General features: G+C 37.7%; 12 protein-coding genes and 1 tRNA gene. 5 read left to right on the top strand and 8 right to left on the bottom strand.

All coding sequences use genetic code 11. From position 1 onward, the window contains the following. Positions 1-18 precede the first annotated feature (18 nt). From K5G00_RS17035 to K5G00_RS17060, 6 genes are all read right to left on the bottom strand, one after another. The gene (locus K5G00_RS17035; RefSeq protein WP_238767390.1) at positions 19-972 is read right to left on the bottom strand and encodes a DUF58 domain-containing protein; all 954 of its coding nucleotides are present in this window, start codon (positions 970-972) and stop codon (positions 19-21) included. A gap of 101 nt (positions 973-1073) precedes the next feature. After that, on the bottom strand, positions 1074-1391 hold the full coding sequence (trxA, locus tag K5G00_RS17040; RefSeq protein WP_238767391.1) for a thioredoxin: 318 nt from the start codon (positions 1389-1391) through the stop codon (positions 1074-1076). 50 nt (positions 1392-1441) lie between these two features. Further along, entirely contained in the window at positions 1442-5089 is a 3648-nt protein-coding gene (gene dnaE, locus K5G00_RS17045) for a DNA polymerase III subunit alpha (RefSeq protein ID WP_238767392.1), read from the bottom strand. A 126-nt stretch (positions 5090-5215) separates the two neighbouring features. Then, entirely contained in the window at positions 5216-5614 is a 399-nt protein-coding gene (locus K5G00_RS17050; protein WP_238767393.1) for an HIT family protein, read from the bottom strand. 1 nt (position 5615) lies between these two features. After that, entirely contained in the window at positions 5616-6089 is a 474-nt protein-coding gene (gene greA / locus K5G00_RS17055) for a transcription elongation factor GreA (RefSeq protein WP_158865432.1), read from the bottom strand. A 143-nt stretch (positions 6090-6232) separates the two neighbouring features. Continuing rightward, positions 6233-6640, bottom strand: coding sequence for a hypothetical protein (locus K5G00_RS17060; protein WP_238767394.1), 408 nt, complete (start codon positions 6638-6640; stop codon positions 6233-6235). A 59-nt stretch (positions 6641-6699) separates the two neighbouring features. Here K5G00_RS17060 and K5G00_RS17065 point away from each other — a divergent pair, with 59 nt between their 5' ends. Continuing rightward, positions 6700-7131: a Rieske (2Fe-2S) protein gene (locus tag K5G00_RS17065; RefSeq protein WP_238767395.1), complete on the top strand. Its 432-nt coding sequence runs from the start codon at positions 6700-6702 to the stop codon at positions 7129-7131. A 57-nt stretch (positions 7132-7188) separates the two neighbouring features. Here the strand turns inward: K5G00_RS17065 and ahcY are convergent, their stop codons facing one another. Both ahcY and recQ read right to left on the bottom strand, forming a co-directional pair. Continuing rightward, a complete protein-coding gene (ahcY, locus tag K5G00_RS17070) occupies positions 7189-8610 on the bottom strand; it encodes an adenosylhomocysteinase (RefSeq protein WP_238767396.1) in 1422 nt (473 codons plus the stop codon). Between the two features lie 110 nt (positions 8611-8720). Then, a complete protein-coding gene (recQ, locus tag K5G00_RS17075; RefSeq protein WP_238767397.1) occupies positions 8721-10907 on the bottom strand; it encodes a DNA helicase RecQ in 2187 nt (728 codons plus the stop codon). 191 nt (positions 10908-11098) lie between these two features. On the opposite strand from recQ, the gene tatC reads away from it, so the two are divergent. The 4 genes from tatC to rpsT all read left to right on the top strand — a co-directional run bounded on the left by tatC (position 11099) and on the right by rpsT (position 13269). Continuing rightward, on the top strand, positions 11099-11971 hold the full coding sequence (tatC, locus tag K5G00_RS17080; RefSeq protein ID WP_238767398.1) for a twin-arginine translocase subunit TatC: 873 nt from the start codon (positions 11099-11101) through the stop codon (positions 11969-11971). Positions 11972-12001: 30 nt separating this feature from the next. Next, complete coding sequence (gene lptB, locus K5G00_RS17085; RefSeq protein WP_158865420.1) at positions 12002-12724, top strand: LPS export ABC transporter ATP-binding protein; 723 nt, start codon at positions 12002-12004, stop codon at positions 12722-12724. 195 nt (positions 12725-12919) lie between these two features. Beyond that, a tRNA-Glu gene (locus K5G00_RS17090) sits at positions 12920-12991 on the top strand. Positions 12992-13017: 26 nt separating this feature from the next. Next, positions 13018-13269, top strand: a complete 252-nt coding sequence (gene rpsT / locus K5G00_RS17095) for a 30S ribosomal protein S20 (protein WP_158865418.1) — start codon at positions 13018-13020, stop codon at positions 13267-13269. Positions 13270-13307: the final 38 nt, after the last annotated feature.

Here is a 13307-nt window from a genome sequence, read left to right on the forward strand (position 1 = left end):
CAATTGTCGGGTAAATTGTTAATACAATCTTTTTCTTTTTACCAAATAAGAAAATAAAACTTCCTGGAAATCTTTGTTGATGTCAGCTTCGGCCAAATCAATTTGATATTGGCCACATTTTACTTTTAAGTCTTCGAAATATGTTTTTACAGTAGAAACGTAATGATTTTTTACTTCCCACGGATTCAATTTTATGGTGTGTCCGCTTTCTAAATCCACAAATTTATGCGGACGGTTATTGAAATCAAATTCTCTTTCCAATGTATGATCGGTAACATGAAAAAGAATCACCTCGTGTTTGTTGTAACGCAAATGTTGAAGGGCTGAAAAAAGTTCGTCGGTTTTTTGATTGTCGAGCATGTCGGAGAAAATAATGACCAGTGACCGTTTATGAATATTTTCAGCAATTTGATGCAACACATCCGTTGTATTGGTATTTTTCCGAAGATTTGCGTTTTCGGGTTTTACCAGATTTGACAGTTTTCCATACATTAACTCTGCATTTACAGAAGAAATACGGGGAGTAGTATGAAATTCAATTTCGTCAGAAAAAAGCGTTAATCCCACTGCGTCGCGTTGTTTTCGCATCAGATAAATTAGTGCAGCTGCGGTGTAGACTGAAAAGGCCAGTTTATTTTGCAGGTGTTTCTTTCCTTTTGAATAAGGGAAAAGCATAGATGACGAGGTGTCGATAACGAGTTGACAACGCAGGTTGGTTTCTTCTTCGTACTGTTTTACAAAAAGCTTGTCGGTACGTGCAAACAATTTCCAGTCGATGTGTTTGGTCGATTCTCCCTGGTTGTATAAGCGGTGTTCTGCAAATTCTACCGAGAATCCATGAAACGGACTGCGGTGCAAGCCGGTAATAAAACCTTCAACTACTTCGTGCGCAATTAACGGCAGATTGTCGAACTGATGAAATTGTTCTATGTCGAAAATGTTTTTCAAAATAACATAAAAGAAAACTGTCATTTCGATGAAGAACAAAAAGAAATCTGTTTTATTATAAGCCGATCTCTTCCCTGATATCCGGGACTCCTCATTCGAAATGACAGCGAATCAAAATAAATATTTTACAATAGTGCGTCCAATTTTTGAGTAAATACCTGTTTTGGAGCGGCACCTACTTGTTTGTCAGCAACTTCTCCCCCTTTAACAAAAAGTACAGTCGGAATATTTCTGATACCGTATTTCATAGCAACGCCCGGATTGGAATCAACATCAACTTTTCCAATCACTGCCTTACCTTCATATTCACCAGACATTTCTTCAACAATGGGGGCAATCATTCTGCATGGACCGCACCAAACCGCCCAAAAGTCAATCATAACTGGTTTGTCAGATTTTACTACCAAATCTTCAAAATTGGCATCGGTAATTTCTATGGCCATAATTCTACTATTTTAATGGTTATTATTTTTAATTGAGTTTACAAAATTAACTAATTAATTCTATATCCAATGTCCGGTATTTTTTCAAAAAACTTTAGGAAATTGTCGCTAAAATTAATTTTAGTATTTCTTGAAAACAGTTCTATTTGCATATTGTTTTCAGTGTCGTAAACATTAAATCTTAACAATGCTTTTCCTTTATTGTTTTTTGCAAGAATTTCAATTTCACCCACTGTTCGTTCATTCAAATGATGTAATGGCATGTTAATGGTTACGCTTTTAATGTAATTTTTACGCACTTCGGAAAGTAATTCAATCTGCGATACTTTGAATTCGTAGTATTCGCTTCCAAATCTTTGTTTTACAGTACCTTTTACCATGATGAATAATCCGGATTTACAATAATTATGGAAGTTTACATAGTCTTGTCCGAAGAAAAACATCTCATAAGAATCTGTATAATCTGATAAGGTTAATGTACTGTAAGGATTTCCGTTTTTCGATGTTCCTTCCCTTGCAGCAGTTACCATACCACCAAAGATTAGGTCTCGGTTTTTGTATTTCTCAATATCGTTATTTAAATCTTTTAGGGCGACTTCGCGTGAGCAAAAATTCTCAAGTTCAAGCTTGTAATCGTCGAGGGGGTGGGAGCTTAGATAAATCCCGATGAGGTTTTTTTCTTTTTCCAGAAAAACAAGTTTTGGCCATTCATTTACCTGCGGAATATCGGGTTTCTTAATTACAGAAGCACTTCCCATTCCGCCAAATAAACTTTGCTGCATGCTTTGGTTTTCGCTTTGAATTCTGTTCCCGTATTTGATAAGTTTTTCGATAAAAGTGGTAGGATCATTTTCATCTTCTCCTGCAAAAAAGCTACTTCTTTTTATCCCGTCTAAATTATCAAATGCCCCGGCTGTTGCAAGCCCTTCAAGATTCTTTTTATTTACGGTTTGCAGATTTACATTTTCAACAAAATCGTAAATGGTTTTAAATTCACCATTTTTTTCACGCGCGGTGATTATGTCTTTGGCAGCACCTGCTCCAACACCTTTAATGGCGCCCATTCCAAAACGAATATCTCCATCTTTATTGGCGGTGAATTTTATAAAACTTTCGTTCACATCCGGCCCTAAAACATGCAATTTCATGCGGTTGCACTCGGTCATTAATTTGGTGATGTCCGCAATATTGTTGAGGTTCCGGCTCAAGTTGGCAGCCATAAATTCAGCCGGAAAATGTGCTTTCAAATAGCCGGTTTGGTAAGCAATATAAGCATAACAAACTGAATGTGATTTGTTGAATGCGTAGGAAGCAAAAGCCTCCCAGTCTTTCCATATTTTTTCGATTACATCATCGGGTTTTTTCCCCTTCAACTTACATTCATCCACAAACTGAAAGTTGGCTTTACAACCTTCCTGAAACTTTACCTTCAGTTTATCCATTACCGCTTTCTGCTTTTTCCCCATGGCTTTACGCAGGGTGTCAGAGTCACCTCTGGTAAATCCGGCAAGCAAACGAGAGAGTAACATCACCTGTTCCTGGAATACTGTAATACCGTAAGTATCACTCAGGTATTTTTCCATCATTGGCAAGTCGTAGTCGACTTTTTGCCGGCCGTGTTTCCTGGCAATATAACTCGGAATGTATTCCATTGGACCCGGGCGATACAATGCGTTCATCGCAACAAGATCCTCAAAACGGTTGGGTTTCAAATCGCGAAGATGTTTTTTCATTCCGTCCGATTCAAACTGGAAGATAGCAGTAGTTTCACCGTGGCTAAAAAGTTCGAAGGTTTTTTCATCATCCCACGGAATATTTTCAATATCAACCTCAATCCCTTTTGAAAGTTTAATATTTTCAAGGGCTTCCTTAATAATGGAAAGAGTTTTTAATCCAAGGAAATCCATTTTTAACAGCCCGATGCTTTCTACGTACCTCCCGTCGTATTGAGTTGTAGGGAGTGTTTCCTCATCTTTTGTGGGCATTAACGGGATATGGTCGGTTAGCGGGTCGCGGCTGATTAGGATTCCGCAGGCATGAACACCGGTTTGGCGAACCGAGCCTTCAAGTGTTTCAGCAAATTTAATGGTTTTTGCGACCAAAGGATTTGTCGAATTTCTTTCCTGTTTTAGGTCGTTGCTTTCTTTGAAAGCTTTTTCAAAGGTCATTTTCGGAGCCTCTGGAACAAGTTTTGCCAATCGATCTGCTTCGGGGAGAGGTAATTTCAAAACTCTGGCGACATCGCGGATAGCCAGTTTTGTGGCCATCGTTCCAAAGGTACATATATGTGCTACTTTATCGTGTCCGTACTTTTTAGTAACGTATTCCAAAACCAACTGGCGTCCGTCATCATCGAAATCGATATCCACATCAGGAAGTGAAATACGGTCGGGATTCAGAAAACGCTCAAAGAGAAGGTCATATTTTATCGGGTCGATATTGGTAATCCCGGTTGAATAGGAAACGGCAGCACCTGCGGCGGAACCACGTCCTGGCCCTACCAATACTCCCATTTCACGAGCTGCATTTATAAAGTCTTGTGTAATTAGGAAATATCCGGGGTAACCCATTTGTTTAATGGTGTTTAACTCAAACTCCAAACGGGTTGTTACGTGTTCAGGTAAAGGATCGCCGTATCTTTCTTTTGCACCTTCAAACGTAAGATAGCGTAGATACGCCGATTCCAGCTTAACTCTGATTACTTTTTCGTAGCCCCCCAGCCTGTTAAATGCGTTCTCTCCAAACTCTTCAATTAGTTTTTCTTCCGGGTATTCTTTTATTAATTCATCTTCCGTACCAAATTCTTCGGGAATAGGAAAAATGGGCATGATAGGAGCCGAATCCAATTCAAACTCTTCTATTTTCCCAACAATATCAGCAGTATTGGCCAGTGCCTCGGGGATGTCGCCAAAGAGCTCATTCATTTCTTCCTGAGTTTTGAACCATTCCTGCTTCGTGTAGCGCATCCTGTTTGGGTCGTCAACATCTTTTCCGGTATTTAAGCAAATCAGCAAATCGTGCGCATCGGCGTCTTCAGCATTGGTGAAATGTACATCGTTTGTAGCAATTACCTTAACGCCATATTTTTTTGCCAACGGAAGGATGAGTTTGTTTACTTCTACCTGTCTGTCGTATACATCTTCCCGTTGCTGAGGCATCTCTGCCGGGTGGCGTTGCAGTTCTAGATAGTAGTCTTCACCGAAAATATTTTTAAACCACTGGATTGAATTTTCTGCATCAGCAATGTGATTGTTCATTAACAGGTTTGGAATCTCACCTCCCAAACACGAAGAAGAAATAATTAGTCCTTCGCTGTATTTTTCAAGCAATTGTTTATCTATTCGTGGCTTGTAGTAAAATCCATCGGTATTTGCTATCGAAATTAATTTAATAAGGTTTCTGTATCCGGTTTTATTTTTAGCCAGAAGAATGAGATGATGTCCCGAGCGGTCAATTTTGTCGTTTTTGTCGGCTATCGTCCTGGAAGCCACGTATGTTTCACATCCTAAAATCGGTTTTATTCCCTGTTTTTTGCAATTTAAATGAAACTCCTTGACTCCAAACATTGTTCCGTGGTCGGTAAGTGCCAATGCAGTCATTCCATCGGATTTTGCTTTGCTTACCAGATCGTTAACACTGGCGGCGCCGTCTAATATTGAATATTGTGAGTGTACATGCAGATGTGTAAATGGAATCATTTTTCAACCTCTTTTCTATTAATCCTTCAATTCCTTTTTGAACCCATAAAGTTAAAGTTTTTGGGAAGTGTATTTGAGAGATGTTGATAAAAATTAGAAAATAAAAAAGCCCGAATTTCTTCAGGCTTATAATTCAATATTTTGTGCGATTTGTTTTCGGATGTCTTCAAACTCCCCGGGTGAGAATTTGAGTTTTTTTGAAAAATTCAGGATGTCGGCTTCGTTTTGCATAGGGGCCAAATGAATATGTGCATGTGGAACTTCGAGCCCTAAAACCAGTACTCCTACTTTTTCACATGGAATGGTTTTTTTTAAACCAACAGCTACTTTTTTGGCAAACAATTGCAGTCCTGCGTATAATTCGTCATCAAGATCAAAAAGATAGTCAACTTCTTTTTTTGGAATAACAAGTGTGTGCCCTTTTGCCACCGGAGAGATATCCAGAAATGCATAGAAGTTTTCATCTTCCGCTACTTTGTAGGAAGGAATTTCACCGTTTATTATTTTGGTAAAAATACTTGCCATTTTAAATCGAAATTTCTACAATCTCAAACGGGATAATGCCGGAGGGAACTTTTATCTCAACTACATCGCCTACTTTTTTCCCCAGCAAACCTTTGGCAATAGGAGTACTAATAGAGATTTTTCCTTCTTTTAAGTTTGATTCACTATCAGGAACAAGTGTATACTGCATTGTAGCGTTATTCTTTTTGTTCTTGATTTTTACTTTGTTCAATATCTGAACCTGGGAAGTGTCAATTTTTGATTCATCAAGAATTCTGGCATTGGCTATTTTTGCCTGAATCTGTGAAATTTTTGCTTCCAGCATTCCCTGAGCATCTTTTGCTGCATCATATTCAGCATTTTCGGAGATATCTCCTTTTTCAATAGCTTCTCCTATTTGTTTTGAAATTGCAGGGCGTTCAACATTTATTAAATGCTCCAGCTCTTTTTTGAGTTTATTGAGTCCTGCTTGTGTTAAATATGTTACCTGGGACATTATTAAATCCTCCTTTTCTTTCTTGTTACCACATAAAAAAAACAGAAAGAATCCCGGATTTCCAGAACTCTTCCTTTTGCAAAATTAAATTTTTTATTCTAATTAAAAATCTTCTGGCCTAAAAATTATTAAGAATGAATGTATTAAGTGTATTTTCTGTTTAATATCTCGCTGTAAATAACGGCTTTCCTTAGTGAAAAAGTGTTCGAAATGTTTTCTTTTTTTTCTTCTTCCAGGTTCTGTTTGATTTCATTTTTAATGGATGAAGTCTTTTTAAAAACCGAGTCCTTACCCTCGTTTTCCGCATTAAAAGTATATTGTCGTTTCTTAACAGGCTTTTCTTCAATTGTTGCCGGTTCATATTCCGGTTCCTTTGGTTCCGGTTTAGTGGTCTGAACACCAAAATCTTCCAAAACGTCCCAGAAGTTATCTGAAGAATTTTGTTCTTCTGTTCCGGGGTCGGTCTGTTGCTGTTTCTTCTTTTTAATTTGGCCAATCGCACCAACAACAGCTACAATTAGCGTTAATATTATAACAATTAAATCATCCATAAACTCAAAATTAATATAATAAATGGTTTACTTTGAAGTTTTAAGTAAAATTAAATAAAATGAAGCAGTTGTTTCGGAAAAGAGCTAAATATTTAGTTGTTGTCATTGTAATGGTATTGCTTTCAATTTCGTGCGATAAGGAGGATGAAGGAATCATTCCGAATGTTCTGGTTCCGTTTGCGATTAATTTGAATATTTATAATGATTTAACAGTTCCCGGGAACTCGGTTTTTTTTGCCAATGCAGGTTTTGGAGGAGTAATTGTGTACTGTGAACTTCCGGGGACCTATTATGCTTTTGATGCAACCTGTTCCTATGAAGTGAGCAGTACGTGCAGGCTCAGGAATGAGGGTGTTTTAGGAACCTGTGAATGTTGCGGCTCCCAGTTTATCCTCATCGGAGGAGGATATCCTTCAGATGGGCCAGCTAGTCGTCCGCTGAGGTCTTACCATGTTTCTTTTCTCGACAATTCAACGCTTCGGGTTTATTAAAAAAATGGGTTTCGGAGAAAATCCAAAACCCATCTATCTTTTTTTGATGAATTAAATTTAATATCTGTAATGTTCCGGCTTATAAGGACCATCTTTTGAAACTCCCAAATATTTTGCCTGTTCTTCTGAAAGATTTGTCAGTTTTACTCCCAATTGTTCAAGGTGTAGCCGGGCTACTTCTTCATCCAGTTTTTTGGACAAGCGGTACACATCAATTTCGTAATCGTTTTGCCATAAATCAATCTGAGCAAGTGATTGATTGGTGAATGAATTACTCATTACGAATGAAGGATGGCCTGTTGCACAACCTAAATTTACCAATCTTCCTTCAGCAAGCAGAAAAATACTATGTCCGTCTTCGTAGGTAAATTTATCTACCTGTGGTTTGATATTCATTTTTTGAACTCCAGGCCATTTTTCAAGTTTGGCTACCTGAATTTCATTATCAAAGTGACCGATATTACAAACAATAGCCTGATCTTTCATTTTTGACATGTGGTCTGCTGTAATCACATCTTTGTTTCCGGTTGTGGTTACAAAAATGTTTCCTTCGTCAAGTGCATCTTCCATTGTTTTTACTTCAAAACCTTCCATTGCTGCCTGCAGTGCACAAATCGGGTCAATTTCGGTAACAACTACTCTTGCTCCATAGCCTCGCATAGATTTTGCACAACCTTTGCCAACGTCACCGTACCCGGCAACAACAACAACTTTCCCGGCTATCATAACGTCTGTTGCTCTTTTAATACCGTCGGCCAGTGATTCGCGGCAACCATATAAATTGTCAAATTTTGATTTGGTAACCGAGTCGTTTACATTAATTGCGGGGAAAAGCAATTTGCCTTCTTCTTTCATTTGGTACAACCGATGAACACCTGTAGTTGTTTCCTCTGAAACTCCTTTTAAGTCTTTAGCGGTATCAGCCCATCTTGATGGATTTTTATCAAGAATTTTTTTCAATGCTTTGTTTAATTCTGTTTCATCCTCTCCGTCAACGGGAATATCTAAAATTGAAGCATCTTTTTCTGCCTCATAACCCCTGTGAATCATTAAAGTAGCATCGCCACCGTCATCTACTATCAGGTTTGGGCCAAGACCGTTTCCAAAATCCAAAGCCTGATCCGTACACCACCAATACTCTTCCAAGGTTTCCCCTTTCCATGCAAAAACCGGTATTCCGGCTTCAGCAATTGCAGCAGCAGCATGATCCTGTGTTGAAAAAATATTACAACTGGCCCATCTTACTTCTGCTCCCAGTTCCGCTAAAGTTTCAATTAAAACAGCCGTTTGAATGGTCATGTGAAGGCTGCCCATGATACGGGCTCCCTTAAGTGGTTTTGAAGGCCCGAATTTTTTACGAATCGACATTAAGCCGGGCATCTCTTTTTCAGCAATCTCAATCTCTTTTCTACCAAATTCAGCCAAACCGATGTCGGCTACTTTATAGTTGAGTTTCTCTTTTACGGTTGTTACAGTCATTTTTCGAAATTTTTTTAGTTAAAAGAATATTTGGAAATTAATTTCGTACAAAACTAAATATATTCAACATTCTACAAGAAGGAAAGTTTAAAAAAGGTTTTGTGAATGTTTTAGTTTCCCATGTCGGAAATGAATTTGACTCGCATTAACCGTATATCTTCTTCAGAATACTCATCTTCTCCCAACTCTTCTACAGCGGCTTCAATTGTATCATTTTCTGCTTCTCTGAAATATTCGAACATTTCTTCCTGCCGGTCTTCATCAATAACATCGTCAATATAATAGTCAATATTCAAACGCGTTCCTGAATTAACAATAGCTTCAACTTCGGTTATAACATCATTTACTTCTACTCCTTTTGAATTGGCGATATCGTCAAACGAAATTTTTCGGTCAATACTCTGAATAATAAAAACTTTCATTTTCGACTTGTTTGCCACAGTTCTTACTATCAGATCTTCCGGGCGTTCAATTTCGTTTTCCTCTACATATTGTTTTATTAGTGCAACAAATTCTTTTCCGTACCGCTTTGCTTTGCCCTGGCCAACTCCCTGGATTTTTTGCAGTTCGTCGAGTGAAACCGGATACTGAATTGACATATCGGCCAACGAGGGGTCCTGGAATATTACAAAGGGGGGGAGATTATTCTTTTTGGCAATTTTTTTTCTGAGATCCTTCAACATTGAATATAACTGTGGGTCTCCGCTCGTGGCTCCAGAAGGCGCACCTCCTGCATTTGTAGAATCATCTTCTTCCTCGTATTCATGATTCTTAACCAGCATAAAACTGGTTGGGTTTTTTAAAAACTCATGACCTTTTTCTGTTACTTTTAATAACCCATAATTTTCAATGTCTTTATTAATTATTCCGGCAATCATCGATTGTCTGAAAACTGCGTTCCAAAATCTTTCATCGTGATCTTTCCCGGAACCAAAGGTTTCCAATGTATAATGTTTAAAAGATTTTATTGCCGCTGTTTTATTTCCAATTAATATGTTGGCTATGTGTTCTCCTTTGTATTTTTCATTTACTTCAAGAATGACTTTTAAAGCTCTTGCAACTTCATCACCAGCTTCAACTTTTTCTTTTGGATTCAGACAGTTGTCACAGTTTCCGCAATTTTCGTTTTCATATTTTTCTCCAAAATAATTCAGTAGAATAATTCTGCGGCAAATGGCAGATTCAGCATATGAAACCGTATCAAGCAAAAGTTGTTTCCCTATTTCCTGTTCAGCCACCGGTTTCCCATGCATAAATTTTTCAAGTTTCTGAATGTCCTTGTAACTGTAAAAAGTTATACATTTCCCTTCCCCTCCGTCGCGACCTGAACGACCAGTTTCCTGGTAATACCCTTCAAGACTCTTGGGAATATCGTAATGAATGACAAAACGAACATCCGGTTTGTCGATTCCCATTCCAAAAGCGATTGTTGCAACAATAACATCAACTTCTTCCATCAAAAACTTGTCCTGGTTTCCCGAGCGTGTAGCAGCATCCATTCCTGCATGATAAGCCAAAGCTTTAATTCCGTTTACTTGCAGTGTTTCAGCAAGCTCTTCAACTCTCTTTCGGCTCAGGCAATAAATAATCCCCGATTTTCCTTCGTTTTGTTTTATAAATTTTATGATTTGAGTTTCGGGTTTTATTTTTGGCCGGACTTCGTAATAAAGGTTTTCACGGTTAAATGATGCTTTAAACACCTTCGCACCCAAAATGCCAAGATTTTTTTGGATATCGTGTTGAACTTTTGCCGTGGCTGTTGCAGTTAACGCAACAATGGGTGATTTGCCGATTTCTTCGACAATTGGTTTAATTCTTCGATATTCTGGTCTGAAATCATGTCCCCACTCTGAAATGCAGTGTGCCTCATCAATAGCGTAAAAAGAAATCTTTACTTTTTTTAAAAATTCTATATTTTCTTCTTTGGTTAAAGATTCCGGGGCGACATATAAAAGTTTTGTTTTACCATCCAGTACATCATTTTTAACCTCCTGGATTGCTCCTTTAGATAATGAAGAATTTAAAAAGTGGGCTATGTTATCTTCCGACTGCATCCCCCGTATGGAATCCACCTGATTCTTCATTAACGCTATTAATGGTGAAATTACAATTGCCGTTCCCTCTAATAAAAGAGCTGGTAATTGATATATCAGTGATTTTCCTCCCCCTGTTGGCATTAAAACAAATGTATTATTGCCGGCAAGAACACTTTTAATTGCTTCTTCCTGTTGGCCTTTGAATCTGTCAAAGCCAAAATAGTGTTGTAATTTTTCTGTTAATGAACTCTCCCTATTCATTTGTTTCTAATTTCCCTAAACCTGTAGTTCTCTTTTCGTAAATTCTAAATTATTAAAAGTAAGAAAAATGGCAATAAGATTTAATAATTTTTATGAATTAATCACTATTCGTTAAAATAAAAATCAGGTTCGGAAATTACTAATATTAAGAAGTGTTTATATTTGTGGAGTTTTTGATAAAATGAACTGAAATGAGCGAAAGCGAAAACAGGGAAGAACAATCCACGAAAAAAAATAGAAAAAGTAAGAAAATCACGGAACAGGCGGAAATGTCGTTTCTTGATCATTTGGAAGAATTGCGCTGGCATATTATCCGTTCGGCTTTGGCGATAGTAGTCTTTGCAGTTGCAGCTTTTATATTAAAAGACTTTATTTTTAATACTGTAATTTTGAACCCGCGTACCCCAGACTTTTGGACAAACCGGATGCTTGCGAGGTTAGGCGATTTGGTTGGGTCAGAGGCTTTAAAAATTAATCAGAAGCCGCTTGAAATTATTAGTATCCAAATTGCGGGTCAGTTTATGACTCATATTTGGGTCTCGATAATTGCCGGAATGATATTATCTTCGCCGGTTATTTTTTATGAGTTTTGGCGTTTTATAAAGCCGGCTCTTTATGCCAACGAAAAGAAATATGCCAGCGGAGCTGTATTTTTTACTACAGTATTGTTTCTGTTAGGGGTGTTGTTTGGTTACTTTTTAATTGTACCGCTTTCCATTCATTTTTTAGGATCGTACAATGTGAGTGGCGATGTCGCAAACCAGATTAATCTAAAATCATATATTGGATCTGTCACATCTATCTCTTTGGCGGCAGGTGTCGTTTTCCTGATTCCTATCTTCTCGTTCTTTTTGAGCAAAGTGGGGATTTTAACACCTCAGTTTATGAAAACATATCGCCGGCATGCATACGTAATAATGCTTTTGTTATCCGCGATTATTACTCCCCCCGATATCTTTAGCCAGGTGATGGTGTGTTTTCCATTGGTCTTTCTTTATGAAATCGGGATTATTATTTCACGTCGTGTAGTTAAAAAACGTGAAAAAGAGTTGGATGAAATCTAATTCCGACTGAAAATTACGTTATTTGTTTGAATGATACTTCGAGCCGAAAATATTGTAAAAAAGTACAGGAAGCGTACCGTTGTAAAAGGAGTTAGCTTTGAGGTGAATCAAGGCGAAATTGTTGGTTTGCTTGGCCCGAATGGAGCAGGGAAAACCACTTCGTTTTATATGATTGTCGGATTAATACAACCTTTTTCAGGGAAAATTTTTATTGACAACGAAGATATTACGAAACTGCCTGTTTACAAAAGAGCTAAAAAGGGAATCGGTTATCTTGCACAGGAAGCCTCAGTATTCAGAAAATTGAGTATCGAGGATAATTTAAAGGCTGTTCTGGAAATGACCAATTACACCAAGGAATACCAGAAAGAAAAGTTAGAAACCCTGATTTCGGAGTTTGGTTTGCAGCACATCCGAAAAAGTAAAGGGGTGCAACTTTCAGGGGGTGAACGGCGCAGAACTGAGATTGCCCGGGCATTGGCAATCGACCCCAAGTTTATTCTCCTTGATGAACCTTTTGCTGGTGTTGACCCGATTGCCGTTGAAGATATACAGGAAATTGTTACAAAACTAAAGGAACGAAATATTGGCGTTTTGATCACCGACCACAATGTGCACGAAACGCTGTCAATAACTGATCGTTCTTATCTGCTTTTTGAAGGCTCGATATTAAAAGCTGGAACTGCTGAAGACCTTGCTAACGATGAAGATGTACGTCGGGTTTATCTTGGTCAGAATTTTGAGCTTCGTTAATTTCTTAAGATTTCTGCATTTTTCTTTTATTTTGATTTGCAGATTCAAAAAACATCATTTTCTTTGCATCGCTGTTTTAAAAAATACTTTTTAACGAAAAAAGCATTCAAAAAGCACAAAAAAATTCTTTGAAAATTTGGTGGATTACAAAAATGAAGTATTTTTGCAGTCCCAAAATTAAGGGAATATAAGGAAGGCCCGTTCGTCTAGGGGTTAGGACGCCAGGTTTTCATCCTGGTAGCAGGGGTTCGAATCCCCTACGGGCTACTAAAATTTAAAGGCATTAGAATAAAATGGCACATCACAAGTCGGCTTTAAAAAGAATAAGACAAGACGAAAAGAAGAGGGTACACAATAAGTACTATGCAAAAACAACGCGTAATGCTATAAAAGATCTTCGCAATGTTACTGATAAGGCGGAAGCCGAAAAAATGTATCCGAAAGTAGCTTCAATGATTGATAAACTGGCAAAAAAGAATATCATTCATAACAATAAAGCTGCAAATCTGAAATCAAAATTAGCTGTTCAGTTAAATCAGCTATAAAAGATATTGTTTAAAGGAAAAGCCTTCTATCGTTTGAT

Origin of the sequence: Maribellus maritimus, assembly GCF_022267315.1 — a bacterium.
GTDB classification, from domain to species: Bacteria; Bacteroidota; Bacteroidia; order Bacteroidales; family Prolixibacteraceae; genus Draconibacterium; species Draconibacterium maritimum.